The sequence below is a fragment of the Janthinobacterium sp. GMG1 genome, from assembly GCF_034427795.1.
In the GTDB taxonomy this organism is placed as follows: Bacteria; Pseudomonadota; Gammaproteobacteria; order Burkholderiales; family Burkholderiaceae_D; genus Janthinobacterium.
This window is the reverse complement of the sequence record NZ_JAXQNT010000001.1, coordinates 121255-145567: the sequence shown is the minus strand read 5'-3', so window position 1 is coordinate 145567 and position 24313 is coordinate 121255. Positions and strand designations below refer to the sequence as shown.

General features: G+C 62.5%; 25 protein-coding genes. 7 read left to right on the top strand and 18 right to left on the bottom strand.

The window, feature by feature from the left end; genetic code table 11:
• Positions 1-58: 58 nt before the first annotated feature.
• The 8 genes from SJI03_RS00645 to leuS form a co-directional block, all read right to left on the bottom strand.
• On the bottom strand, positions 59-1339 hold the full coding sequence (locus tag SJI03_RS00645; protein WP_199534204.1) for a multidrug effflux MFS transporter: 1281 nt from the start codon (positions 1337-1339) through the stop codon (positions 59-61).
• A gap of 74 nt (positions 1340-1413) precedes the next feature.
• Positions 1414-2619 (bottom strand): THUMP domain-containing class I SAM-dependent RNA methyltransferase, encoded by a 1206-nt coding sequence (locus SJI03_RS00640; RefSeq protein ID WP_374106359.1) that lies wholly within the window; start codon positions 2617-2619, stop codon positions 1414-1416.
• A gap of 101 nt (positions 2620-2720) precedes the next feature.
• Complete coding sequence (locus SJI03_RS00635; RefSeq protein WP_322425913.1) at positions 2721-3335, bottom strand: 2-hydroxychromene-2-carboxylate isomerase; 615 nt, start codon at positions 3333-3335, stop codon at positions 2721-2723.
• 10 nt (positions 3336-3345) lie between these two features.
• Positions 3346-3783, bottom strand: a complete 438-nt coding sequence (locus SJI03_RS00630; RefSeq protein WP_034745744.1) for a CopD family protein — start codon at positions 3781-3783, stop codon at positions 3346-3348.
• Between the two features lie 70 nt (positions 3784-3853).
• Entirely contained in the window at positions 3854-5125 is a 1272-nt protein-coding gene (locus SJI03_RS00625) for a glutamate-5-semialdehyde dehydrogenase (RefSeq protein WP_322425912.1), read from the bottom strand.
• Between the two features lie 17 nt (positions 5126-5142).
• Positions 5143-6159, bottom strand: coding sequence for a DNA polymerase III subunit delta (gene holA, locus SJI03_RS00620; RefSeq protein ID WP_099403942.1), 1017 nt, complete (start codon positions 6157-6159; stop codon positions 5143-5145).
• 10 nt (positions 6160-6169) lie between these two features.
• Positions 6170-6769: an LPS assembly lipoprotein LptE gene (lptE, locus tag SJI03_RS00615; RefSeq protein WP_322425911.1), complete on the bottom strand. Its 600-nt coding sequence runs from the start codon at positions 6767-6769 to the stop codon at positions 6170-6172.
• Between the two features lie 2 nt (positions 6770-6771).
• The gene (leuS, locus tag SJI03_RS00610) at positions 6772-9411 is read right to left on the bottom strand and encodes a leucine--tRNA ligase (protein ID WP_322425910.1); all 2640 of its coding nucleotides are present in this window, start codon (positions 9409-9411) and stop codon (positions 6772-6774) included.
• Positions 9412-9560: 149 nt separating this feature from the next.
• Here leuS and SJI03_RS00605 point away from each other — a divergent pair, with 149 nt between their 5' ends.
• Both SJI03_RS00605 and SJI03_RS00600 read left to right on the top strand, forming a co-directional pair.
• Positions 9561-10349 (top strand): helix-turn-helix domain-containing protein, encoded by a 789-nt coding sequence (locus tag SJI03_RS00605; protein WP_322425909.1) that lies wholly within the window; start codon positions 9561-9563, stop codon positions 10347-10349.
• 76 nt (positions 10350-10425) lie between these two features.
• A complete protein-coding gene (locus tag SJI03_RS00600) occupies positions 10426-10791 on the top strand; it encodes a VOC family protein (protein WP_322425908.1) in 366 nt (121 codons plus the stop codon).
• Here the strand turns inward: SJI03_RS00600 and SJI03_RS00595 are convergent.
• Complete coding sequence (locus tag SJI03_RS00595) at positions 10788-11693, bottom strand: LysR substrate-binding domain-containing protein (protein WP_322425907.1); 906 nt, start codon at positions 11691-11693, stop codon at positions 10788-10790. The genes SJI03_RS00600 and SJI03_RS00595 overlap by 4 nt on opposite strands.
• A 160-nt stretch (positions 11694-11853) precedes the next feature.
• Between SJI03_RS00595 and SJI03_RS00590 the strand changes: the two genes are divergently transcribed.
• Both SJI03_RS00590 and SJI03_RS00585 read left to right on the top strand, forming a co-directional pair.
• Positions 11854-13032: an acyl-CoA dehydrogenase gene (locus SJI03_RS00590; RefSeq protein ID WP_035822683.1), complete on the top strand. Its 1179-nt coding sequence runs from the start codon at positions 11854-11856 to the stop codon at positions 13030-13032.
• Positions 13032-14279 carry a CaiB/BaiF CoA-transferase family protein gene (locus tag SJI03_RS00585; protein ID WP_322425906.1) on the top strand — a complete coding sequence of 416 codons (1248 nt, stop codon included), beginning with the start codon at positions 13032-13034 and terminating at the stop codon, positions 14277-14279. Before SJI03_RS00590 ends, SJI03_RS00585 begins: the two co-directional genes overlap by 1 nt.
• A 52-nt stretch (positions 14280-14331) precedes the next feature.
• Here the strand turns inward: SJI03_RS00585 and SJI03_RS00580 are convergent, their stop codons facing one another.
• From SJI03_RS00580 to SJI03_RS00570, 3 genes are read right to left on the bottom strand one after another with little or no spacing between them, the layout of a single operon-like run.
• Complete coding sequence (locus SJI03_RS00580) at positions 14332-14658, bottom strand: barstar family protein (protein WP_322425905.1); 327 nt, start codon at positions 14656-14658, stop codon at positions 14332-14334.
• A gap of 8 nt (positions 14659-14666) precedes the next feature.
• Positions 14667-15476, bottom strand: a complete 810-nt coding sequence (gene dapB / locus SJI03_RS00575; RefSeq protein WP_322425904.1) for a 4-hydroxy-tetrahydrodipicolinate reductase — start codon at positions 15474-15476, stop codon at positions 14667-14669.
• Between the two features lie 19 nt (positions 15477-15495).
• A complete protein-coding gene (locus SJI03_RS00570) occupies positions 15496-16137 on the bottom strand; it encodes an outer membrane protein assembly factor BamE (RefSeq protein WP_416208719.1) in 642 nt (213 codons plus the stop codon).
• Positions 16138-16333: 196 nt separating this feature from the next.
• Between SJI03_RS00570 and fur the strand changes: the two genes are divergently transcribed.
• On the top strand, positions 16334-16765 hold the full coding sequence (gene fur, locus SJI03_RS00565) for a ferric iron uptake transcriptional regulator (protein WP_099376283.1): 432 nt from the start codon (positions 16334-16336) through the stop codon (positions 16763-16765).
• Between the two features lie 51 nt (positions 16766-16816).
• Here the strand turns inward: fur and hrcA are convergent, their stop codons facing one another.
• A complete protein-coding gene (gene hrcA, locus SJI03_RS00560) occupies positions 16817-17833 on the bottom strand; it encodes a heat-inducible transcriptional repressor HrcA (RefSeq protein ID WP_035822689.1) in 1017 nt (338 codons plus the stop codon).
• Positions 17834-17948: 115 nt separating this feature from the next.
• On the bottom strand, positions 17949-18674 hold the full coding sequence (locus tag SJI03_RS00555) for an HAD family hydrolase (protein ID WP_322425902.1): 726 nt from the start codon (positions 18672-18674) through the stop codon (positions 17949-17951).
• Between the two features lie 245 nt (positions 18675-18919).
• Here SJI03_RS00555 and SJI03_RS00550 point away from each other — a divergent pair, with 245 nt between their 5' ends.
• Positions 18920-19516, top strand: a complete 597-nt coding sequence (locus SJI03_RS00550) for a hypothetical protein (protein ID WP_322425901.1) — start codon at positions 18920-18922, stop codon at positions 19514-19516.
• A 35-nt stretch (positions 19517-19551) separates the two neighbouring features.
• On the top strand, positions 19552-20130 hold the full coding sequence (locus SJI03_RS00545) for a hypothetical protein (protein WP_322425900.1): 579 nt from the start codon (positions 19552-19554) through the stop codon (positions 20128-20130).
• Positions 20131-20316: 186 nt separating this feature from the next.
• Here the strand turns inward: SJI03_RS00545 and mmsB are convergent, their stop codons facing one another.
• From mmsB to SJI03_RS00525, 4 genes are read right to left on the bottom strand one after another with little or no spacing between them, the layout of a single operon-like run.
• On the bottom strand, positions 20317-21219 hold the full coding sequence (gene mmsB / locus SJI03_RS00540) for a 3-hydroxyisobutyrate dehydrogenase (RefSeq protein WP_099376279.1): 903 nt from the start codon (positions 21217-21219) through the stop codon (positions 20317-20319).
• A 23-nt stretch (positions 21220-21242) separates the two neighbouring features.
• Positions 21243-22370 (bottom strand): enoyl-CoA hydratase/isomerase family protein, encoded by a 1128-nt coding sequence (locus SJI03_RS00535; RefSeq protein ID WP_322425899.1) that lies wholly within the window; start codon positions 22368-22370, stop codon positions 21243-21245.
• On the bottom strand, positions 22363-23148 hold the full coding sequence (locus tag SJI03_RS00530) for an enoyl-CoA hydratase (RefSeq protein WP_099376277.1): 786 nt from the start codon (positions 23146-23148) through the stop codon (positions 22363-22365). Before SJI03_RS00530 ends, SJI03_RS00535 begins: the two co-directional genes overlap by 8 nt.
• Entirely contained in the window at positions 23145-24305 is a 1161-nt protein-coding gene (locus SJI03_RS00525) for an acyl-CoA dehydrogenase family protein (RefSeq protein WP_322425898.1), read from the bottom strand. The genes SJI03_RS00530 and SJI03_RS00525 overlap by 4 nt, the downstream gene beginning before the upstream one ends.
• Positions 24306-24313 lie beyond the last annotated feature (8 nt).

Sequence of the window (24313 nt, the reverse complement as noted above, 5' to 3'; positions counted from 1 at the left end):
TATTACTTGCAATATAGAAAATTAAGTTGAAATAAATCTAGCGTTCTGCAGTGGAAACTTATGCCTTGAAGGAACCCAGCAAACGGTGGCGGAAGCGCCGCGATATCAGCCACAGGGCCAGCGCCAGGCCCGTAAACGCCAGCTGGCCCGATGCCAGCCACAGCACGGAGCCGGACAGCAGCGGCGAGATCACGCCGGCCACCACGGCGCCCAGCAAGGTGCTGGCAAACGACTGGCAGGAAGCGACCGTGCCGCGGATATGCGGGAACAGGTCGAGCGCCAGCAGGGTCGCGCCCGGCCCCACCAGCGACATGCCGAAGGTGTAGAAGAACAGGGGCAGCACCGACCAGGGCAACGATGGCGGCAGGAACAGGTGATACACGACGTTGACGCTGGCGGCGCACAGCAGGAAGGCAAAGCCGATGCCAATCTGGCGCGCGAACGTGATTCTGCCGGCGATGCGGTTGGCCGCAGCGGCACCCATGAAGATGCCGCTCACGCAGGGAATGAACAGCCAGGCGAATTGCGATGGCCCCAGGCCCAGCTGCTTGGGCAGCATTTCCGGCGCGGCCGTGATGAACAGGAACAGGCCCGCGAAATTGAGGGCAACGATGCCGGCCTTGATGTGGAACAGGGGCGAGCGCAGGATCTGGCCATAGCTCGACGCGAGGAAGCGGGGATTGAACGGCTGGCGCTTTTCCATCGGCAGGGTTTCTGGCAGGCGCCAGTAGCAGAACGCCAGCAGCACCACTGTGTAAAAGGCGAGGAACAGGAAGATCGAGCGCCAGTCAAACCAGATGACGATCCAGCCACCGAGAATCGGCGCCACGGCCGGGGCGATGGAAAAGATCATCGTCACCAGCGACAGCAGCCGCGCCGCCGCCGCATCGGCGTACAGGTCGCGGATGATGGCGCGGCTGATCACCACGCCGGCGCCGGCCGACACGCCCTGCATGATGCGGAAGAACCACAGGTAGTGCACCGTGTGCGCCGATGCGCAGCCGAGCGAGCCGATGGCAAACATCAGCAGCGACACGAGAATGACGTTGCGCCGGCCAAAAGTATCCGAGATGGCGCCATGCCACAGCACCATGCCGGCAAAGGCCAGCATGTAGAACGTCAGCGACTGCTGCACTTCCAGCGGCGACGCCTGCAGCGAACCCTGGATCGCGCCAAACGCGGGCAGATAGGTGTCGATCGACAGGGGACCCAGCATCGACAGCCCGGCCAGCATCATGGCCAGCGCACCGCGGCTCAGCGGCGCCATGTGGCTCGGCGTGGGAGGCGGAACGGGGGTGACCGGGTCGGGCGGCACATCGGCCGGAGGGGTGGGAAACATGGCGGATCCAAAGTGGCGCGCGGACCGGTTGCGGTCCGCGCGCGGGGTTACTGCGGGGGTCTTGCGGTGAACGCTTACTGCTGTGGTTTCGGCTTCGCCTCTTCACGGCGGTTGTATCCGGCCACCATATCGAAGCGGAACAAGCGGCATTCCAGCGCGCCGTTGAAGAATGGCGTCTTGCGCGCTTCCTTCAGACGCAGCAGCTTGGGCAAGCCCAGGTCGGCCGTGAACAGGAACACGGTCCAGCCGGCGAAACGCTGCTTCAGGGTCGTGCCCATGGCCGAATAGAAGGACGTCGACAGTTCATCTTCCGGGATGGTGCTGTCGCCGCGCACGCCGATACGCTCGCCATACGGCGGGTTGGTCAGCATGATGCCCGGCACGTCGCTTGGCGGCTTGACTTCCTGCGCCTCGATCTGTTTCAGGGGCACGTCGAAACGCACGCCGGCGCAGCGCAGGTTATGGCGCGTCATGGCGACCATGTCACCCGAGATGTCGCTGCCGAAAATGGTCGGTTCGGCCGGCAGCGGATTGACCTTGATGGCGTTTTTCATGGCATTCCACGGTGCCGGATCGAAGTCGTGGAAGTTTTCAAACGCGAACTGGCGCGAGGCACCTGGCGGAATCCCCTGCAGCATCTGCGCCGCTTCGGCCAGGATGGTGCCGGAACCGCACATCGGGTCGAACAGCACCATGCCAGGCTTCCAGCCCGACACGCGCAGCAGGCCGGCGGCCAGGTTTTCGCGCAGCGGCGCGTCGCCCGTCTCTTCGCGCCAGCCGCGCTTGAACAGGGCTTCGCCCGAGGTGTCGAGGTAGACCGTGAAGGTGTGCGCGTCGAGGAAGCCGACGATGCGCATGTCCGGCGTCTTGGTATTGACCGAAGGACGCTCGTTGAACTGGTCGCGGAAGCGGTCACAGATCGCATCCTTGATTTTCAGGGTCGTGAATTCCAGGCTGCGCAGCGGCGATTTGACGGCCGTGACGTCGACGCGGATCGTGTGGTGCACGCCGAACCAGTCTTCCCAGGATTGCGCCAGGGTCAGGTCATAGATATCGTTTTCCGTCTTGTAGCCGGAATGGGCCATGCGCATCAGCACGCGCGAAGCGATGCGCGAATGCAGGTTGATACGGTAGGAGTCCAGCAGGTCGCCCGAGCAATGTACGCCGCCCGGCACCTGGTTGTGGACCTTCATGGTCGAACTATCCTGGGCGATCTCGCCCAGTTCCTCGGCCAGCGCCGCTTCCATGCCGCGCGGGCATGGGCAAAAATATGAAGCCATGGTTGGTGTACCCTTATTCCATTGTGTTGAACGCCCGCTAAATTACAGGCGCTGCTTACTACGTTAAAAAATACTACGTTTAGAAAACTGCTTTTGCCTGACTACCCTGCCAGCGCCCGCTCGACAAAATCGAGGCGATCCTGGCCCCAGTACCCGTCGCCATCAACGATGTACCACGGCGAGCCAAAGACGCTGGCGGCGGTAGCTGCCTCCGTATTGGCATCGTATTCCGCCTGCACGCTGGCCGTTTCCGACGTTTTCAGCAGCTGGCGGCCATCAAACCCGGCGTCCAGCGCGATCTGCACCAGGGTTTCCTCGTCGCCGATATTGCGCTCTTCGGCCCACAGGCCGCGCATGATGGCGTGCGCCAGATTCAGCGATGCTTCCACGCCGTGCGCCAGGCGCGTGGCGATGATCAGCTTGGCCGAGGCTTCCGGCGACACGGGAAAGAACTTCGGCTGCAGGGTCAAAGGCACCTGCAGAAAAGCCGACCAGCGCGCCAGTTCGGCCAGGCGGTACGCCTGGCGCTGCGGTGCGCGCTTGGCCAGCGGCAAGCCGCCCGACACACTGAAGACCTTGCCCAGGTCGAAGGGACGCACGTCAATCTGTGCGCCCGTCTTCGCGGCGATGGCCATCAGGCGCGCATGTCCCAGATAGGTCCATGGCGAGTGGGGGGCGAAGAAATACTGCACGACTTTGCTCTGGCTTGCACTCATCTCGACTCCCTTAGAAAGGCTTGACCACGACCAGCACGACGACGGCCAGCAGCATCACCACCGGCACTTCATTAAACCAGCGGAACCAAGTGTGGCTGCGCTTGTTGAGACCTTTTTCAAACTTGCGCAGGATGGAACCGCAGGCGTGGTGATAGCCGAGCAGCAGCACCACGAACGTCAGCTTGGCATGCATCCAGCCCGGCATCTTCATGCGGCCTTCGCCCCCGCCATACAGCATCCACATCAACGCCAGCCCCAGCACCATGGCCGGCAGCGCCAGCAGCGACATGAAGCGGTACAGCTTGCGCGCCATCAGCAGCAGGCGCTCGGTGGCGACCGTTTCCGTCTCCATCGCCAGGTTCACGAAGATGCGCGGCAAGTAAAACAGGCCGGCGAACCAGGACATGACGAAGATGATGTGGAAGGCTTTGGTCCAGAGAAAGAGCATGGGGTTTCCAGTGTCGGAGGTGGAGAAAAACGAGAGCACGGGCCGCCTCGTGGGCAGCCCGCGAAAGAGACTATTTGCGCACTTCGCCGTGGCCAAAGACCACGTACTTGAGCGAAGTCAGGCCTTCTAGTCCCACGGGACCGCGCGCATGCAGCTTGTCGTTCGAGATGCCGATTTCGGCGCCCAGGCCATATTCAAAACCGTCGGCGAAACGCGTCGACGCGTTCACCATCACCGAGGCGGAATCGACTTCGCGCAGGAAGCGCAGCGCATCGCTGTAGTCTTCCGTGATGATCGATTCCGTGTGCTTCGATGAATACTGGTTGATGTGGTCCATCGCTTCGTCGATGCCGTCGACCACCTTCACCGACAGGATGGCCGCCAGGTATTCGGTGGACCAGTCTTCCTCGGTGGCGGGCACCAGGTGCGGATACGCAGCGGCGGCCAGGATCGCATGGCTTTCCGGATCGGCGCGCAGTTCCACCTGCTTGGTCAAATACAGTTCAGCCAGCTGCGGCAGCACGGTAGCGGCGATGGCGCGCGACACCAGCAAAGTTTCCATGGTGTTGCAGGTGCCGTAGCGGTGGCACTTCGCGTTGAAGCCGATATCGATCGCCTTCCTGATATCGGCCTTGGCGTCGATATACACGTGGCAGATGCCGTCGAGGTGCTTGATCATCGGCACGGTGGCCTCGGCCATCAGGCGCGCGATCAGGCCCTTGCCGCCGCGCGGCACGATGACGTCGACGAATTGCGGCATGGTGATGAGGGCGCCGACGGCGGCACGGTCCGTGGTGTCGATGACTTGCACGGCATCGGCCGGCAGGCCTGCTCCCTGCAAGCCCTCCGCCACCAGCTTGGCCAGCGCGCGGTTGCAGTGTATCGCTTCCGAGCCGCCGCGCAAGATCGTCGCGTTGCCGCTCTTGATGCACAGGCCGGCCGCGTCCACCGTCACGTTCGGACGCGCTTCATAGATGATGCCGATGACGCCCAGCGGCACGCGCATCTGGCCCACCTGGATACCCGTCGGGCGGAACTTCATGTTCGAGATTTCGCCGATCGGATCGGCCAGCGAGACGATCTGCGTCAAGCCTTCGACCATGGTGGCAATGGCGGCGTCGGACAGGGTCAGGCGGTCGAGCATGGCCGGCGCCAGACCGGCGGCAGCAGCCGCATCGAGATCGCGCTGGTTCGCCGCGCGCAGCAGGTCGGCATCGCGCACGATGGCGGCGGCGATCAGGCTCAAGGCGCGGTTGCGCGTGGCGCTGTCGGCACGCGCCATGGCGCGCGAGGCGGCGCGCGCGCGCGTGCCCACGTCCTGCATATATTCTGAGATGTCCATGCTCGTATCCATAAAAGTTAACCCTTGGCGATCTTCAGGCCCAGCTGCAGCATGGCGTCCCAGGCGTCGCCCGCGTAGCCCTTGGCGCGCAAGCCCTTGATCATCTTGTCCACCTGCGCCGCCTGCTGCAGCGCCGCCTCCAGCACGGGCAGCGAAATGCGCCGCAGGGCCGGTTCCATCATCCGCTCGCGCGGACCCCAGATGCGGTATTCCTTCAGCAGCGCGCCCAATGGACGCCCTTGCGCCATGCCGGCCTTCAATTTTAACAGCGTGCGGATTTCCTCGGAGACGGCCCACAAGACCAGCGGCAGCGCCTCGCCCTCGCCCTTCAAGCCTTCGAGCATGCGCACCAGGCGCGCCGGGTCGCCAGCCAGCATGGCTTCGGACAGCTTGAAGACATCATAGCGGGCCACGTTCAGCACCGCGTCCTGCACTTGTTCGTACGTCAGCTTGCCCGCGGCATGCAGCAGGCCCAGTTTCTGGATTTCCTGGTGCGCCGCCAGCAAATTGCCTTCCACCCGTTCGGCGATGAAGTCGATGCTGGCCCGTTCGGCGCTTTGCCCCTGCGCCGCCAGGCGCTGCGATATCCAGGCCGGCAACTGCGCCCGTTCCACGTTCGGAATGTCGATATACACGGCCGCCTGCTGCAGGCTGGCGACCCAGGCCGCCTTCTGCGTGGCCCAGTCCAGCTTGGGCAAGGTGATCAGGGTCAGATTGTCGGGGCTGAGGTTTTTCGCGTAGCTTTGCAGCGCCGCGCCGCCATCCTTGCCCGGCTTGCCGGTGGGGATGCGCAGCTCGATCAGTTTTTTATCGCCGAACAGCGACAGCTCCTGGTTCGCCGCCAGCAGCTCGCCCCACTTGAAGCTGCGCTCCACCGTCAGCACGTCGCGCTCGGAGTAACCCTGCGCGCGCGCCGCGCGGCGGATCTTGTCGGCCGCTTCCAGCGCCAGCAAGTGTTCGTCGCTGGTGATCACATACAGCTGCGCCAGCGGCTTGGCCACATGCCCATCGAGCGCGTCTATCCGCAATTGCATGGCGTCCCCGTTACTGCTGCGGGGCTGCCGGCGCGACCGGCGTCACGGGCGCCACTGGCGCCACCGACATGGCCGGCAGCACCGGCTTGATGGCGGCCAGACGGCGCATGATCTGCTGCACCAGGTCGTTGCGCATGTCGCGGTACAGCGCCGCTTCTTCCGTTTCCTTGGCCAGTACCTGCGATTCGTCGAAGGTAATCGGACGCACCAGGCTGATGGTCGTCGGTGCCAGCAACTGGTTGCCGGCCTTGTCCACCACGCGGAAATTGATCGAATAGCCAAGTTGGTACTCTTGCACGCGGCCATTTTTGTTCAGCGACAAAATGGTCTTGGTACGATTCCTCTCCGGGTCGTTGAGCACTTCAAGGACGGCGTCGGCGCCATCCTTGGTACTCACCACCTCCGTGCTGCCAATGGCGCGGATATAGCGCTTCAGGCCGATCGCCAGCGGCGACGTGTCGGGCAAGCCGATGTACATCGTCGCGAACGGCAGCATGAAACTGCCGTTCGAACCGCGCAAATGAAAGCCGCAGGCCGACAGCAAAACAGTCAGGCCCAATGCCAGCACGGCACGGCGGCCCAACAGCGATACTTGAGAGGAAGTCGTCATGATTACACCACGATGCTGATTAACTTGCCTGGCACGACGATGATCTTCTTCGGCGTGGTCTCGACGTACTTCTGCACACTTTCGCACGCCAGCGCAGCCGCTTCGATGCTGGCCTTGTCCGCATCCTTGGACACCGTGATCGAGCCGCGCAGCTTGCCGTTCACCTGGATCATCATCTCGATCTCGGACTGTTCCAATGCAGCCGGATCGACTTGCGGCCAGGCGACGTTGAGCAAGTCGCCGTGCACGCCAGCGTAGCCCAGTTCCTGCCACAGCACGTGGGTGATGTGCGGCGCGACAGGGTTCAACAGACGCAGGAAGATGGAGAAGCCTTCGGCGATCAGCGCCTTCGACTGCGCGCTGTCGTCCAGCTTGGCCGATTCCAGCGTGTTGAGCATCTTCATGCAGGCCGACACCACGGTGTTGTACTGGATGCGCTTCAAGTCGTAATCGGCTTGCTGCAGCAGCTTGTGCAATTCGCGGCGCAGGTTTTTCTGCGCGTCGCCCGTGGCCGGTGCGGCGCCGCCAGCCAGTGCTGCCTGGATCGTTGTCGACTGGGCGTAACCGAAGTTCCACACGCGGCGCAGGAAGCGGTTCGCGCCTTCGACGCCGCTGCCCGACCATTCCAGCGTCTGTTCCGGCGGCGAGGCGAACATGGTGAACAAGCGGGCCGTGTCGGCGCCGTACTGCTCGATCTGCGCTTGCGGGTCGATGCCGTTGTTCTTCGACTTCGACATTTTTTCCGTGCCGCCGATTTCCACCGGCTGGCCGTCGGCCACCAGGGCGGCGCTTTGCGGACGGCCCTTGTCATCGAGCGACAGGCGCACGTCGTCCGGGTTGAACCAGGTGGTCTTGCCCACCGCGTCCTTGCGGAAATACGTTTCGTTGAGCACCATGCCTTGCGTCAGCAGGTTGACGAACGGCTCGTCGAACTTGACCAGGCCGAAGTCGCGCATGATCTTGGTCCAGAAGCGCGCGTACAGCAAGTGCATGACGGCGTGTTCAATGCCGCCGATGTACTGGTCCATCGGCATCCAGTAATCGTTGCGCGCGTCGACCATGGCGTCGTTCGAACCTGGCGAGGTATAGCGCATGTAGTACCACGACGAATCGACGAAAGTATCCATGGTGTCCGTCTCGCGGCGCGCCGGCTTGCCGCACTGCGGGCAGTCGCACTGCAGGAAGGCTTCGTATTTGTTCAGCGGGTTGCCCGTGCCGTCCGGCACGCAGTCTTCCGGCAGCACCACCGGCAGATCTTTTTCCGGCACCGGCACCACGCCGCAATCGGCGCAGTGAATCATCGGGATCGGCGTGCCCCAGTAGCGCTGACGCGAAATGCCCCAGTCGCGCAGGCGGAAGGTGGTTTTCTTTTCGCCCAGGCCCAGTTCAGCCAGGTCGGCGGCCACCGCATCGACGGCGGACGCGAAATGCAGGCCGTCGTATTTGCCGGAAGCGACGCAGACGCCATCCTTGCTGCCATACGATTCTTGCCACGCATCGGTGGAGAATTCCTGGCCCTTGACTTCGATGACTTGCTTGATCGGCAGGTCATATTTCTTGGCAAAGCCGAAATCGCGTTCGTCATGCGCCGGCACGCCCATCACGGCGCCATCGCCGTAGGTGATCAGCACGTAGTTGCCGACCCACACTTCCACTTGCGCGCCCGTCAGCGGATGGGTGACGAACAGGCCCGTCGGCATGCCCTTCTTCTCCATCGTTGCCATGTCCGCTTCGATCACGGAACCGAGCTTGCATTCGGCGTTGAAGGCGGCCAGCGCAGGATTCGTTTGCGCGGCGTGGATGGCCAGCGGGTGCTCGGCGGCCACGGCGCAGAAGGTCACGCCCATGACGGTGTCCGGACGGGTGGTAAACACATACAGCTTGCCGTCGCCGATCAGGCTGCCTTCGGCGTCCGCGATGGTGTGCGGGAAGGCGAAGCGTACGCCCGTCGACTTGCCGATCCAGTTGGTCTGCATGATGCGCACGCGCTCGGGCCAGCCCGGCAGCTTGTCATCCACATACGCCAGCAATTCTTCCGCGTAATCGGTGATGCGCGCGTAGTACATGGGGATTTCGCGCTTTTCGATCAGCGCGCCCGAACGCCAGCCGCGGCCATCGACGACTTGTTCGTTGGCCAGCACGGTCTGGTCGATCGGATCCCAGTTCACGGTACCGGTTTTCTTGTAGATGATGCCTTTTTCCAGCATCTTGAGGAACATCCACTGGTTCCATTTGTAGTATTCGGGCTTGCAGGCGGTCATTTCGCGCGACCAGTCGATGGCCAGGCCCATCGATTCCATCTGCTGCTTCATGTGGGCGATGTTCGAATACGTCCATTGGGCGGGCGGCACGTTGTTGGCCATAGCCGCGTTTTCCGCCGGCATGCCGAACGCATCCCAGCCCATCGGCATGAGCACGTTGTAGCCGTTCATGCGCAGGTAGCGGTACATCACGTCATTGATCGTATAGTTGCGCACGTGACCCATGTGCAGCTTGCCCGAAGGGTAAGGCAGCATCGAGCAGGCAAAATACTTGCCTTTTGGGAAACGCGGGTCGTGTTCGACGGCTTTATAGGCGTCGATCGCCTTCCAGTGCGATTGGGCGGCTTGTTCGACGTCGGCGGGACTATATTTATCTTGCATGATGATGTGCGACCAGCGTGGCCCGGCCAATAGTGGATATGAACCGAGCATTATACTGGTTGTCGCCGCCCGATAGCGCGGCACGCTGGCGGCCCGGGTTCGCATATTTTGGCCGGCGCGCAATTATGCTGTGTAATATATACACAATCTTGTTCTTTGCATCAAAGCCGGCCATGATCGTCTACCAGGAATATCCGCCCATCCCCGCCCTGCGGCCCTGGCTCGATTGCGTCTGGACCTGCCGCGTGCAGACGGGCGCCATGCCCCAGACGCACCAGGTCTTGCCCGACAATTGCATCGACATCCTGTGCCAGGACCAGCAGGACGCCAGCTTTGCCGTGGGCATGATGACGGCGCCGATTGCCGTCGTCAGCCAGGGTCTCGTGCAAACGGTGGCGGCCCGCTTCAAGCCGGGCGCGGCCGCCCGCTTCTTCCAGCTGCCCTTGTGCGAACTCAGCGATGGCCGCACGGGCTTGCAGCAGCTGTGGGGCCGCGAACTGGCGGCGCGCCTCGGTGACGCCCTGTGGAGCGAACCCTTGTCCAATGCGCAAAGAGTTTCTATTTTGCAAGAGTATCTATTGCTGCGCCTGCGCACCGCGCCGCCACGGCGTCAGGCGGGCGCGGCCGAGCATGCCATCGCCGCCATCGAAGCGGCAGCGGGGCAAGTGCGCGTGGATGGCCTGGCGCGCCAGCTGGGCGTGTCACGCCAGCACCTGGCGCTGCAATTTCGCCAGCAAGTCGGCATCAGCCCGAAGCTGTTTGCCCGCATCTGCCGCTTTCGCGCGGCCAGCCAGGGGTTGACAAGCATCGCGGGAGAGCCGGACTGGGCGCAAGTGGCCTTGCAATATGGTTATTTCGACCAGTCGCACCTGATCCACGACTTCCAGGATTTCGCCCGCAGTTCGCCCGAGGCGTGGTTCATGCGCCGCCAGCATTGAGACCTTCCATTTTTACAATCGCGCGCCGCACGCCGATGGCATGATGGCGCCATTCTTCATTCACCAGGAGCAGAACATGATCAAGGGTTTACGCACCGTCACCTATCCCGTCCCCGACCTGGACAAGGCCAAAGCCTGGTACAGCCAGGTATTTGGTACCGCGCCGTATTTCGACCAGCCGTTCTATGTCGGTTTTAATATCGGCGGCTTCGAGCTGGGCTTGCTGCCAGATGGCCAGCCTGGCGCGCAGGGCAGTGTGACGTACTGGGGCGTGGACGGCATCGAGCAGGAAGTCGAGCGCATCGTTGCGCTGGGCGGCACCCTGCACCACCCGATCACGGACGTGGGCGACGGCATCCGCACGGTGGAATTGCTCGACCCGTTCGGCAACCAGATCGGCCTGATCGACAATCCCCATTTCGATACCAGCAAAGTCGTTTAGGCGGCTGCGCCCTGCAGCCATGCGCGAAATTGCTGCAGGGCCGTCTTTTCATGTGCCGTTTCGGGCGTGATCAGGTAATACGCGCGCTGGCCGCGCAATGGGCGCTCGCATGCGATCTGCAATTCGCCACGCGCCAGTTCCGCCTCGACCAGCATGCGTGGCAGCAAGACCACGCCCTGCCCTTGCACGGCCGCCATGGCCAGCATGGAAAACAGTTCATAGCGGGCGCCATAGTGCGCCCCATCGCGTCCTTCTCCCTCGACCTGCATGGCGTCAAACCACTGGCGCCAGGCGCCTGGGCGCGTACTTTGCTGCAACAAGGTCAGTTCCAGTAAATCCTGCGGCTGCCACTCGCTGCGCGCCGCCAGCAGGCGCGGGCTGGCGACGGGCACGATTTCCTCATGCATGAGCAAGGTGGCGCGCGTGCCGGGCCAGCGCGCCAGCTGCTCGGGCGTGCCCGCATACAGCGCGCCGTCGTATTCCGTATCGGCAAACATGAACGGTTTTGTGTAGGCGTCGATATGCACGACGATGTCCGGGTGCAAGCCCGCCAGCGACGACAGCCGCGGCATCAGCCAGCGCGTGGCAAACGTGGGAACGGAAGCGAGCTGCAAGGCGCCGCCGCCGCCCTGGCGCGCCATGGTGTCGAGCGTGTCGCGCTCCAGGCCATCGAGGCGGGCGGCGATCTGCCGCGCATACGCGGCGCCGGCGCTGGTCAGCAGCACGCCATGGCGCGTGCGCTGGAACAGTTGCACGCCAAGAAAGCTTTCCAGAGATGAAATCTGGCGCGACACGGCGCTTTGCGTCAGCGACAATTCGCGCGCCGCATGTGTGTAGCTCTGGTGCCGCGCAGCCGCCTCGAAGCAGTTCAAGGCTTGCAGCATGGGAATTTTGCGTGACATGGAGGTATCCGGCCGGTAAAAGACCCCTAGTATGCCGCAAGATATGCGTAGCACGCATGTCTGGGTGCGAAAAAATCGTTTGCGCAAGGCTAGGCAAAAACCTACCATGAGCCATATTCAATCTTGCGCCGATCACCGGCGCTCACCTGCGAGGCCTGTGATGAGCAAAACCGTATTCGACTGGAATTCCCCCCTGCTGCTGGAAGAACAACTGACGGGCGACGAACGCGCCGTGCTGGAAGCGGCCCGCGACTATTGCCAGGGCAGCCTGGTGCCAAGGGTCCTCGAATCGTTCCGCCATGGCCGCACGGACGCGGCCATCTTCCGCGAAATGGGCGAGCTGGGCTTGCTGGGCACCACCATACCCGAAGAATACGGCGGCGCCGGGCTGAACTATGTTTGCTACGGCCTGGCCGCACGCGAAGTCGAGCGCGTCGATTCGGGCTACCGCTCGATGATGAGCGTGCAATCCTCCTTGGTGATGGTGCCGATCAACGCTTTCGGCAACGAAGAAACCAAGCAAAAATACCTGCCGAAACTGGCGACGGGCGAATTCATCGGCTGCTTCGGCCTGACGGAACCGAACCACGGCTCCGATCCTGGCAGCATGGTCACGCGCGCGCGCAAAGTGCCGGGCGGCTATAGCTTGTCGGGCGCCAAGATGTGGATCACCAACAGCCCGATTGCCGACGTGTTCGTCGTCTGGGCCAAGGACGATGAAGGCGCGATCCGCGGCTTCGTGCTGGAAAAAGGCTGGAAAGGCCTGTCGGCGCCGGAAATCCACGGCAAGGTCGGCTTGCGCACCAGCATCACCGGTGAAATCGTCATGGATGAAGTATTTTGCCCGGAAGAAAACGCCTTCCCCGACGTGCGCGGCCTGAAAGGCCCGTTCACTTGCCTGAACAGCGCCCGTTACGGCATCGCCTGGGGCGCGCTGGGCGCGGCCGAAGACTGCTACCTGAAGGCTCGCCAGTACACGATGGACCGCCAGCAATTCGGCCGCCCATTGGCCGCGAACCAGCTGGTGCAAAAGAAACTGGCCGACATGCTGACGGAAATCACCATGGGCTTGCAAGGCTGCTTGCGCCTGGGCCGCATGAAGGATGAAGGTTCGCCCGCCGTGGAAATCACCTCGATCATGAAACGCAACAGCTGCGGCAAGGCTCTCGATATTGCCCGCGTGGCGCGCGACATGATGGGCGGCAACGGCATTTCCGACGAGTTCGGCGTCATCCGCCACCTGGTCAACCTGGAAGTGGTCAACACCTATGAAGGCACGCACGATGTGCACGCGCTGATCATCGGCCGCGCCATCACCGGCATCGCCGCCTTCAACTAATGGATGCCTTGGCTTCCATCCTGCGGCCCGCGCCGCTGGTCGGCTTGCGCGTGCTCGACCTGTCGCGCGTGCTGGCCGGCCCCTGGGCCGGGCAAATGCTGGCGGACCTCGGTGCCGACGTCGTCAAGGTTGAACAGCCGGGCCGCGGCGACGACACGCGCTCCTGGGGCCCGCCCTACCTGAAAAACGAGGACGGCCGTGATACTGCCGAGGCCGCCTATTTCCAGTGCGCCAACCGCAACAAGCGCTCGCTATGCATCGACCTGGCTGCTCCCGAAGGCCAGGCGCTGGTGCGCCAGCTGGCGGCCGAATCAGATGTCTTGCTGGAAAATTTCAAGCTCGATGGCTTGAAGCAATACGGCCTCGATGCGGCCAGCTTGCTGGCACTCAACCCGCGCCTCGTGTATTGCTCGATCACCGGCTTTGGCCAGGATGGACCGTACGCGGCGCGCGCCGGCTATGACTTTTTGATCCAGGGCATGGGCGGCCTGATGAGCATCACGGGCGTGCCCGATGGCCAGCCGGGCGCCGGGCCGCAAAAAGTGGGCGTGGCGCAGACGGATATCCTGACGGGCCTGTACGCCACCATCGCCGTGCAGGCTGCGCTGGCCGAACGGGAACGCTCGGGACTGGGCCAGCACATCGACCTGGCCTTGCTCGACGTGCAAGTAGCGGCGCTGGGCAACCAGGCAGCCAACTACCTGTGCGGGGGAAAAGTGCCGCAGCGCATGGGCAATGCGCATCCGAACATTGTCCCATATCAAGACTTTCCCACGGCCGATGGCGACATGATTCTGGCGATCGGCAACGATGGGCAGTTCTCCCGCTTTTGCGCCGTCGCCGGCCATCCGGAATGGGCGCAGGATGAACGCTTCGCCACCAATCCGCAGCGCGTGGCGCACCGGGCGATCTTGATCCCCTTGATGCGCCAGACCACGGTCATGCGCACGACGGCCGAGTGGATCAGCGCCTTCGAGGCGCAAGCCGTGCCGTGCGGTCCCGTCAACCGCATCGACCAGGTCTTTGCCGACCCGCAAGTGGTGGCGCGTGGCTTGAAAGTGGAGATGCCGCATCCGACGGCGGGCACGGTGGCGCTGGTGGCCAATCCCGTGCGCCTCTCAAGTTCGCCAGTGCAATACCGGCTGCCGCCGCCGCTGCTGGGCCAGCATACGCAGGAAGTGCTGCAGCAATGGCTGGGGTTGGACAGTGGAGAGATTGACGGCTTGCGCGAGCGCAAGATCGTCTAAAGAAAAACGCCGGCCAGTTGTAAAACTGTCCGGCGTTTTTTTATCTTCAGCGTTACTTCAGCGTCAATTTCAGCGCCGGTTTTTCGCCATAATCTTCATAGCGTTCATTGATGCCGGCGATACAGAACGTGATTTCTTCCAGTAAATCAGGCACTTGCGCTTTCATTGCCTCCGCGTCTTGCACGACGATGTCCAGCAGTTCATTCGGCTTCAGACGGAACTTGCTCATGCCGTCCTCGTCGCGCAGATAGCTGAGGCAATCGACCCAGGCATCCATGCTGTTGCCGTAGAACTCGGGGAAACCGAAGGCTTGCACGCATTGCGCGTGGAAGCTCGCTGCGTCGGTGATATCTTTTCCATTCAGGATGGCAGTGGCCATGATCTTCCTCAGTTCTTCAGCGACAGCACATCCTGCATGTCGAACAGGCCGGTAGGCTTGTCGGCCAGGAAACGCGCGGCGCGCAGGGCGCCGTGGGCGTAGGTGACGCGGCTGCTCGACTTGTGGCTGATCTCGATACGCTCGCCGATACCGGCAAACAACACCGTATGGTCGCCGACGATATCGCCACCGCGGATGGTGGCAAAGCCGATGGTCGACGGGTCGCGTTCGCCCGTCACGCCTTCGCGGCCGTACACGGCGCATTCCTTCAAGTCGCGGCCCAGGGCGCCGGCCACCACTTCACCCATTTGCAGGGCCGTGCCCGATGGCGCATCGACCTTGTGGCGGTGATGGGCTTCGATGATCTCGATATCGTAGCCTTCGGACAGGCTTTTCGCGGCCAGTTCCAGCAGCTTCATGGTGACATTCACGCCCACGCTCATGTTCGGTGCGAACATGATGGCCGTCTTTTCGGCGGCGGCGGCAATCGCAGCCTTGCCCGCGTCATCGAAACCGGTGGTGCCGATGATCATCTTGATGCCGTGCTCGGCGCAATACGCGAGGTGCTGCAAAGTGCCTTCTGGACGCGTGAAGTCGATCAGGTAATCGGCGCCAGCCAGGCCGCTGGCCAAGTCGGATTCGATCAGCACGCCGGCAGGCTTGCCGAGAAAGGCGGCGGCATCCTGGCCGACGGAAGGCGAACCAGCGCGGTCGAGCGCGCCGGCCAGCACGGCGTCGGGTGCATTGCTGACCGCTTCGATCAGGATATGGCCCATGCGGCCGCTGGCGCCAGCGATGGCAATTTTCAGTTCAGTCATTTTATTCTCTTACAACAACTTATTTGGTGGGTTCGGCAGCAGGTGCAGGTGCAGGCTCAGCGGCAGGCACCGTTGCAGGTGCTGGCGCAACGTCAGGCTTGCTCACAGGAATGGCAGGAGCGGCATCGGCTGGTACCGGCACGGCGCTTGGCGCCACGGGCGATGGCACGGCGGCGGCAGGCACGTCGGCCTTGGCGACCTTGGCGAATGGCGACGGGCCGGCGATGCGGTCGATGTATTCTTTCTCCGTCGGCAAGTTGCCGCCTTCGAAACGTTCAACCTTGCCATCCTTGCCGAAATACACAACCACGCGGCTGGTGGTGGTTTCGCCACTGCCCCGGGCCAGGCGGAATGGATAATCCCAGCGGTCGGCATGGAAGATGTCGGTCAGCAACGAGGTGCCGAGGACGAAACGCACCTGGTCGCGCGTCATGCCCACTTTCAACTGGGCCAGCATCTCTTCGGAGACAAAGTTGCCTTGCTGAATGTCAGGACGATACGGCGAGAAAAACCACATGAATTTTTGCAGCGGCGTGACGGTCGTCGTCTGCGCGCCCCGCTCGGGCACGACTTCCTTGCCTTCTTTCAACGTGATGGCCGGCTTTTCACCCAGGATGCCGCGGCTGGCACAGCCAGACAGCGTCAACGCGACACAGACCATGCCTGCCACGACTGGTGCTCGAAATGAAATACGGTGCCAGAGAGATGGCAATACAGCCGGTGTTACGCGCATAAATGACCTCAATTTGATGAACAAAACGCCAGGAGTGGCCGGCCTGCCAAAAAAATGCATATTTTGGCACTCCCCGCTAAAACGCTATATGATAAAGCACCTGACCCACATACGAGCAACAAACATGAGTAACAATCCTAGTGATCTCAAGGCAAGCGGCCTGAAAGCCACCCTGCCACGGCTGAAGATACTCGATATCTTCCAGAGTAGCCCGGTACGCCACCTGACCGCGGAAGACGTCTACAAGATTCTGCTGGCCGACAATATGGATGTCGGTTTAGCAACTGTCTACCGCGTTCTGACGCAATTCGAACAGGCCGGCTTGCTCAATCGCAACCATTTTGAAACCGGCAAGGCAATTTTCGAGCTCAACGAAGGCTCCCACCACGACCACCTGGTGTGTCTCGACTGTGGCCGGGTCGAAGAATTCTTCGACGAAGACATCGAAATCCGCCAGCAAAAAGTGGCCGAAGAGCGCGGCTTCAAGATCGCCGAACACGCTTTGGCCATCTACGGCAACTGCATCAAGGTAGCCTGCCCGCACAAAACAGCCTGACGTCTGCCGGCCGTTCCCGCAAGGGGCCGGCCGGCGCTGTACGGCTAACGATCAGTGATGGCTGAGCGCACTGGACAGTAATTTGGCCGTAATATCGACGATCGGGATGACGCGCTCGTAAGCCATGCGCGTCGGTCCGATCACTCCCAACGTTCCCACGATCTTGCCGTTGACTTCATACGGCGCCGTCACCACGCTCATCTCATCCATCGGCACCAGGTTCGATTCGCCGCCGATAAAAATCTGCACACCCGTCGCCTTGCTCGATACGTCGAGCAGCTGCATCAAGCCCGTCTTTTGCTCGAACATGTCGAACATCTGACGCAGCGAATGCATATTCGATGACAGATCGCTCACGCTGAGCAAGTTACGCTCGCCGGAAATCACCATGTCGTCGCTATGGTCGGCCATCGCTTCACTGCCCGCCTCCACGGCCGCCTGCATCAGGCTGCCCATGTCGTCGCGCAACTGGCGCAATTCGCCCTGCAGGCGCACGCGCACGGCATCGAAGGACAGGCCGCCATAATTCTGGTTGATGTAATTGGCCGATTGCACCAGTTGCGCCGGCGTATAGTCGGCTTCCGTCAGCAATAAACGGTTCTGCACGTCGCCGCCCGGAGCGACGATGACGAGCAGGATGCGCTTTTCGGACAGGCGCAGGAATTCGATTTGCTGGAATACGGATTCGCGGCGCGGACTGAGCACGACGCCGGCAAACTGCGACAGCGACGACAGCATCTGCGCCGCGTTGGCGATGGTTTTTTGCGGTTGCGGCGTCTGCAGGCGCATGCGCGATTCCACCATATGCTCGTCCAGGTGCCGGACCGTCAGCAAGGTGTCGACAAAGATGCGGTAGCCCCGCGGCGTGGGGATGCGTCCGGCCGAGGTGTGCGGACTGGACACATAACCGAGCTCTTCCAGGTCGGCCATGATATTGCGGATCGTGGCCGGCGACAGGTCGAGGCCGGAAATTTTCGACAAGGCGCGCGAACCGACCGGCAGGCCGTCGGCGATATATCGCTCGACCAGGGCTTTCAGCAGTGTTTGGGCACGTGTATCGAGTTGCATGGTGTTTTATTTAGGCAAGTATTTCTTAGCAAGTATTTTTTAGGCAAGCGGCAACGAAAGCGGCCGAACGTGCAGCAACAGCGCCTATTATGCACGTTCGCCCGGCCCGCGGCGATCAATCTTCCAATTGCTGCTGCAGCCATCGCAGCAACTCGTCAAAGTTGGCGCAGATGGCGTCGGGCTGCACGCCGGCGGCCAGATGGGCATCGCTGCCCTTGCGGTTCATCCACACGGCACGCATGCCCGCCCCCTGCGCTCCCGTCACGTCGAAATACAGATCGTCGCCGACATACACGGCTTCATGGGGCGCCACGTCCAGCGCGGCGCAAGCGGCCAGGAAGATGCTGGCGTCGGGCTTGGCCACGCCAAAGTCGCTGGCGGCGATCGATACCTTGAAATGCTGCGCCAGGCCGATAATGTCAAGGTCCGCATTGCCGTTCGAGATTGAGCCGACCAGCATGCGCTGGCGCATCCAGACCAGGCCAGGCAAGACATCGTCATACGGCTGGACGCGGTTGCGCGCGGCCATGAATTGCAGGATAGCCCCGTCGACCAGGGCGGGATCCTCGCCGGCCGCCTCGAAGGCGGCCAGCAGGCCCGCGCGGCGCAACTCGATCAGGTTGCCATGGAAATGCGGTTGTTCATTGAGCATGGCCAGACGGTGCTGGCGCAGCAGCTCGATGGAAAACTGCTGCGCCACCTTGGGTGCATGCGTGGCCAGCCAGTCGTGCAGCAGGGTTTCGGCGGCGGCAATCACGGGCGCGATGGGCCACAAGGTATCGTCGAGGTCGAAGAGGATGGCCTTGGGCGGCACGGCGGGTTTTACAGGAGCAAGGGACATGGGACTCACAATGGGATGCTGCGTCACAGTGCGCAGGGTATAGCTATTGTCGCACCGATCGCCGCCGCCGGCATGGCTGCGCCCCCGTGAAATGGGGCCGGGCCAGCGCTTCCCGGCGAAAAATTGTTACAGGGTGATACAAGGCAAGATCATCCAGCTTGCCAGATAGACTAAAATAGGCGCCATTCCAATGCGGCGCCAGCGTCCGCGTTGCGCTACCCAACCTAATTCGTTTTGGAGACTGTATGAAAAATTTGTACCTGCGCTCGATGCTGGCGGCGGCTTGCGCCGCCACACTGGCAGCCTGCGGCGGCAGCGGCGGCAACCTGTATCTGCAAGTCCAAGTCGTCGGCCTGGCCAAGGATGGCCTGATTCTCTTGAATGACGGGGAACGCTTGCCCGTTACGGTGGGCCAGACCAACGTTGTTTTCACCAAGCTGGTCAAGACCGATGACCGCTACGACATCACCATTGCGCAACAGCCCAAGGGCGCCGTTTGCACGCTGACCAATGGTGTCGGCAAGGCATCGAGCTACTCCGTGAACATGGCATCCGTGACCTGCAAGACCAACACCTATCCGCTGAGCGGCACGGTCACGGGCCTGGCCGCGGATGGCTTGCGCCTGGTGATGGGCTCCATCAACACCTCCCTGCTGCTTGGCGCAACCGGCTACGAATTCAGCGTTGCTGACGGCGCCGCGTACGGCATTTCCATACTGACGCAGCCAACGGGCCAGAAGTGCCGCTTCCAGGGTTCCAGCAGCGCCGACGGCAGCGATACGGTCGGCACGATGGGATCTGCCGCCACGACCGCAGCCACACTCGACTGCAAGCCGCAGTAATCCTTGCGATCCGTCACCTATTTTTGGAGAAATACATGAAGTTATCCTGCTTGCGCCCACTCGCCGCACTGCTGCTGACCTTGGGACTGGCCGCTTGCGGCGGCAAGGCCTCGTATGAGGTCAGCGGCACGATCTCAGGCTTGAACAATGAAGGGCTGATCCTGGTCAATGGCGGCGATCCCCTGCCGGTTCCTGCGGGGAAAACAGGGTTTACCTTTGCCAAGCGCATCGACTATGGCACCGACTACAACATCACTGTGCAAACCCAGCCTGCCCACATGACTTGCAGCATCAGCGGTGGTTCCGGTTCGGCAGGCCATTACATCAACATCAGCGCCGCTGTTTCTTGTTTTCAAAACACGTATACCTTGGGCGGCACGGTTTCCGGCCTGACGGTGGACGGCCTGGTACTGATTAACGGTAGTGCAACAACAACGGTGGCCAAGGACGCCACGACCTTTACCATGGGCTCTGTCGCCTATGGCGACACCTATGGCGTCAGCGTCTCCGTTCAGCCTAAGGGTCTGCAGTGCGTCGTACAGCCAGGGACCGAAAAAGGCACCATGGGCGAAGCGAACGTGACGACGGTGAAGATCGCCTGCAATCCGGCCTAAGCTGCAGGAACGGTAGCCGCTGCGCGGCTACCAGGAAGAGATATCATGGAAATATATAGTTGATATTCAAAAGATAAATTGGAGTTATATGTGGCGATGCAGCATAATGCATCTGTCTCCTCCAACTCTTCCAAGAATTGGATTTAGCCCGCTTTTACCAGCGGGCTTTTTTTTGCCCAAAATTCCTCACGCGGGCTTATTCAAGCCCGGCTGCAGCATCTGCACGATGCTGGAGAAATCCTGCTGCGCATAACCGGCTTGCGCATGCATCTGGTACAACTGGCGCACCAGGCCGCCCAAGGGCGTGGGCGCGTTCGCCGACAAGGCCGACTGCTGTGCCAGGCCCAGATCCTTCAGCATCAGCGCCGTGCCGAAGCCGCCCGTGTAATTGCGCGACGCGGGCGTGCCGTCCATGACACCGGGCCACGGGTTGTACACTTCCAGGGTCCAGTTGCGGCCCGAACTCTTGGCCATGATGTCGGACAGCACTTTCGGATCCAGGCCATGCGCCACGCCCAGGTTCAGCGCCTCGGCCGTCCCCGCCATCAAGATCCCCAGCAGCATGTTGTTGCAAATCTTCGCCACCTGGCCCGCGCCCGCCTCGCCCGCATGGAAGATGTTCTTGCCCATCTTTTCCAGCAAAGGCCGCGCCTGCTGCAAGGCCGCTACACTACCGCCAACGATGAAAGTCAGGGTGCCGGCCGCCGCGCCCGCCGTGCCGCCCGAGACGGGCGCATCGATCATGGCAAAGCCGCGCTCGCTGGCCGCCTGCGCCACTTGCCGCGCCACATCGGCGGCGATGGTGCTGCAATCGATGAACAGGGCGCCAGGCTTGGCCGAATCGAGCACGCCGCCGGCCGCCAGGTACAGTTCCTGCACGTGCTTGTTGGCTGGCAACATGGTGATGACGGCGTCGGCCGTCTGCACGGCCGCGCTGGCGGACGCAGCCGCCGTGGCGCCCGCCTCGACCAGGGACGCCACTGCCGCCGGCGCCAGGTCGAACACGGACACGTGGAAGCCGGCGGCCACCAGGTTGCGGGCCATCGGTGCGCCCATGTTGCCCAAGCCGATGAAAGCGATATGTTGCATGATAAAAATCTCCTGTTGTTCTTTTAATGCAGGTCGCGCAAAGGATGGCTATCCCATGGCGCCGCGAAATATTCATTGAGATACGTCTCGCTGACCTCGGCCAGGCTGGCCGGCTGCCATTGCGGCGCGTTGTCCTTGTCGATCAGCAAGGCGCGCACGCCTTCCCGGAAATCGGCGTGGGCACAGCATTGCACGGCCACGATCAATTCAAGCTGGAACACTTGCGCGAGGCTCATGTGGCGAGTGCGTTCGCGCATGGCCCACACCAGGGCCGCCGAGCCGGGCGCGCCCTTGTCGAGCGAGTGGGCCGCCTTTTGCAGCCAGGCCGACTCGCCGTCATACGCGGCAATGGCGGCCACCACTTCAGGCAAGGTAGGCGCTTGCGTCAAGGCGGCGATGGCGTCGAAGTTGGCGCGCACTTCCGAGACGGGCAGCATGGACACCGGGGCCGAGAAACCACGCAGCAGGCGGTCCAGCTGCTCGCTGTTCGCCTGCGGGCTGGCTTGCCATTGCGCCAGCGCCAGCGCGTCGAGCACCATGGCGCGTTCTTCCTGGCGCAGGAAATAGTCGCCCAGACCGGTGAACAGGGCGTCGGCCGCGTTCATCGGCGCCCCCGTCAGCCCCAGGAACAGGCCGCTGCGTCCCGGCATGCGGCCCAGGAACCAGCTGCCGCCCACGTCCGGGAACAGGCCGATCGTGATTTCCGGCATGGCGATACGCGTGCTTTCCGTCACGACACGGTGGCTGGCGCCCGCCATCAGGCCCAGGCCGCCGCCCATGACGATGCCGCCGCCCCACACCAGCAGCGGTTTCACGTACGTATGGATGCGGTGGTCGAGCCGGTATTCCTCGGTAAAGAAGGCCAGCGCCTGCGGGTTCGGCACGACGCCCGGCTGCTCGACGATGGCCGTGCGCAGGCTGCGCACGTCGCCACCGGCGCAAAAGGCCTTGTCGGTTGACGATTGCAGCACGACGCAGGCGATGGCAGCGTCACTGGCCCAGCGCACGAGGGCGCCATCGATGGCGCGGATCATCTCCAGGGTCAGGGCATGCAAGGACTTTGGCGCGTCCAGGGTGATGACGCCCAGCTTCATGCCGCCAGGACAGTCGCGTTCCTCGATCTTCACGGTTTCAAGCAAAGTCTCAACCATTCTTCCACTCCGCCGGACGTTTTTCCAGGAACGCTTGCACGCCTTCTTTCTGGTCTTGCGTATCGAACAGACCGAGGAACAGGGTGCGCTCGTCTGGCAGGGAATTGACCAGCGGATGGCTGCGCGCGCCCTGGATCAGGGTCTTGCACGCCGTCACGCTGCTGGGGCTCTGGCGCGCCACCTTGGCGGCCAGGGCCAGTGCCGTGGCGGCAGCCTTGCCGGTTGGCACGACTTCCTCGACGAGGCCGATGGCCAGGGCCTTGGCCGCATCGACGCGTTCGCCACATAAAATCATGCGCTTGGCCCAGCCTTCGCCCACCAGCCATGGCAGGTGCTGCGTGCCGCCCGCGCACGGCAGCAAGCCGACGGACGCTTCCGGCAAGGCCATCTGCGCATGTTCCTCGGCAATACGGATATCGCAAGCCAGCGCGCATTCGAGCCCGCCACCCATGGCATAGCCATTGATGGCGGCGATGCTGACGCCGCGAAACGCGGACAGCGCCTCAAACGCTTCTCCAAAGGCGGCGGCCATATTGAAAGCCATGTCCTTGTCGCCATCGGCAAACACTTTCAGGTCAGCGCCAGCCGAGAAGAACTTGGCGCCGCCGCCCGTGATCACCAGCGCATACACGTCCGGGTCGGCATTCAGGTCGGCCACCAGCTGCGTCAGCGCGTTCAGGCTGGCCAGGGTCCACGTGTGGGCGGGCGGGTTGTCGAGAGTCACCAGGGCCGTGTGGCCATGGCGTTCCAGCAGTAAATTTGTATACACTTTGGTCATCGCAAGTTCTCCGTGGCGCCATCTTTCAAAATCGCTCGCGCGACGATCAGGCGCATGATTTCATTCGTTCCTTCCAGTATCTGGTGCACCCGCGTGTCGCGCACGTGGCGCTCGAGCGGATACTCGCGGATGTAGCCATAGCCGCCATGCAATTGCAGCGCATCGTTGGCCACATTAAAACCCACATCCGTGGCGAAACGCTTTGCCATGGCGCAATACGCCGTGGCGTCCGGGCTTTCCTGGTCCAGTTTCCAGGCCGCCAGGCGCACCATCTGGCGCGCCGCCACCAGTTCCGTCAGCATGTCGGCCAGCTTGAATTGCAGGGCCTGGAACTGCGCCAGTTCGCGGCCGAACTGCGTGCGCTCCTTCATGTACACCTGTGCCCGCGTGAGGGCAGCCTGCGCCGTGCCCACCGAGCACACGGCGATATTGATGCGCCCGCCATCGATGCCCTTCATGGCAATGGCAAAACCTTCGCCTTCCGCGCCCAGCAAGTTGCCAACCGGCACTTTCACCTGGTCAAAGCTGATGATGCGCGTGGGCTGGCTGTTCCAGCCCATCTTTTCTTCTTTCTTGCCATACACGATGCCAGGCAAGTTGGCCGGCACGGCAAACGCGGAAATGCCGGCCGCGCCCTCGCCGCCCGTGCGTGCCATGACGATCAGCATGTCCGTCTGGCCCGCGCCGGAAATGAAGGCTTTCGTACCGTCGAGTACATAAAAGTCGCCATCCCTGACGGCCTTGGTGCGCAGCGATGCCGCGTCGGAACCCGATTGCGGTTCCGTCAGGCAATAACTGGCCAGCTTCTGGCCTGCGGCCAGGGCCGGCACCCATTCGTCGCACAGGGCTTCCTGCCCCCAGCGCGACAGCATCCAGGTGGCCATGTTGTGGATCGTGATGTAGGCCGTAGTCGAGGTGCAGCCACCGGCCAGCTCCTCGAAGACGATGGCCGCGTCCTGGCGGCTCAAGCCGAGGCCGCCCCAGCGCTGCGGCGTGTACAGGCCGCAAAAGCCCATCTCACCCGCCTTGGCAATCGTTTCCACTGGGAAAATCGATTCCGCATCCCAATGCGCCGCGTGCGGCGCCAGTTCGCCTTCGGCAAACGCGCGCGCTGCCTGCTGGAACTCGCGCTGCTCGTCGCTCAGTTCAAAGTCCATGGTCCGGC

Bases quoted from the DNA above. Each gene is read 5' to 3' on its own strand.
- SJI03_RS00645 (WP_199534204.1), bottom strand. From the start codon at position 1,339: ATGTTTCCCACCCCTCCGGCCGATGTGCCGCCCGACCCGGTCACCCCC.
- SJI03_RS00640 (WP_374106359.1), bottom strand. From the start codon at position 2,619: ATGGCTTCATATTTTTGCCCATGCCCGCGCGGCATGGAAGCGGCGCTG.
- SJI03_RS00635 (WP_322425913.1), bottom strand. From the start codon at position 3,335: ATGAGTGCAAGCCAGAGCAAAGTCGTGCAGTATTTCTTCGCCCCCCAC.
- SJI03_RS00630 (WP_034745744.1), bottom strand. From the start codon at position 3,783: ATGCTCTTTCTCTGGACCAAAGCCTTCCACATCATCTTCGTCATGTCC.
- SJI03_RS00625 (WP_322425912.1), bottom strand. From the start codon at position 5,125: ATGGACATCTCAGAATATATGCAGGACGTGGGCACGCGCGCGCGCGCC.
- holA (WP_099403942.1), bottom strand. From the start codon at position 6,159: ATGCAATTGCGGATAGACGCGCTCGATGGGCATGTGGCCAAGCCGCTG.
- lptE (WP_322425911.1), bottom strand. From the start codon at position 6,769: ATGACGACTTCCTCTCAAGTATCGCTGTTGGGCCGCCGTGCCGTGCTG.
- leuS (WP_322425910.1), bottom strand. From the start codon at position 9,411: ATGCAAGATAAATATAGTCCCGCCGACGTCGAACAAGCCGCCCAATCG.
- SJI03_RS00600 (WP_322425908.1), top strand. From the start codon at position 10,426: ATGATCAAGGGTTTACGCACCGTCACCTATCCCGTCCCCGACCTGGAC.
- SJI03_RS00595 (WP_322425907.1), bottom strand. From the start codon at position 11,693: ATGTCACGCAAAATTCCCATGCTGCAAGCCTTGAACTGCTTCGAGGCG.
- SJI03_RS00590 (WP_035822683.1), top strand. From the start codon at position 11,854: ATGAGCAAAACCGTATTCGACTGGAATTCCCCCCTGCTGCTGGAAGAA.
- SJI03_RS00585 (WP_322425906.1), top strand. From the start codon at position 13,032: ATGGATGCCTTGGCTTCCATCCTGCGGCCCGCGCCGCTGGTCGGCTTG.
- SJI03_RS00580 (WP_322425905.1), bottom strand. From the start codon at position 14,658: ATGGCCACTGCCATCCTGAATGGAAAAGATATCACCGACGCAGCGAGC.
- dapB (WP_322425904.1), bottom strand. From the start codon at position 15,476: ATGACTGAACTGAAAATTGCCATCGCTGGCGCCAGCGGCCGCATGGGC.
- SJI03_RS00570 (WP_416208719.1), bottom strand. From the start codon at position 16,137: ATGGTCTGTGTCGCGTTGACGCTGTCTGGCTGTGCCAGCCGCGGCATC.
- fur (WP_099376283.1), top strand. From the start codon at position 16,334: ATGAGTAACAATCCTAGTGATCTCAAGGCAAGCGGCCTGAAAGCCACC.
- hrcA (WP_035822689.1), bottom strand. From the start codon at position 17,833: ATGCAACTCGATACACGTGCCCAAACACTGCTGAAAGCCCTGGTCGAG.
- SJI03_RS00555 (WP_322425902.1), bottom strand. From the start codon at position 18,674: ATGTCCCTTGCTCCTGTAAAACCCGCCGTGCCGCCCAAGGCCATCCTC.
- SJI03_RS00550 (WP_322425901.1), top strand. From the start codon at position 18,920: ATGAAAAATTTGTACCTGCGCTCGATGCTGGCGGCGGCTTGCGCCGCC.
- SJI03_RS00545 (WP_322425900.1), top strand. From the start codon at position 19,552: ATGAAGTTATCCTGCTTGCGCCCACTCGCCGCACTGCTGCTGACCTTG.
- mmsB (WP_099376279.1), bottom strand. From the start codon at position 21,219: ATGCAACATATCGCTTTCATCGGCTTGGGCAACATGGGCGCACCGATG.
- SJI03_RS00535 (WP_322425899.1), bottom strand. From the start codon at position 22,370: ATGGTTGAGACTTTGCTTGAAACCGTGAAGATCGAGGAACGCGACTGT.
- SJI03_RS00530 (WP_099376277.1), bottom strand. From the start codon at position 23,148: ATGACCAAAGTGTATACAAATTTACTGCTGGAACGCCATGGCCACACG.
- SJI03_RS00525 (WP_322425898.1), bottom strand. From the start codon at position 24,305: ATGGACTTTGAACTGAGCGACGAGCAGCGCGAGTTCCAGCAGGCAGCG.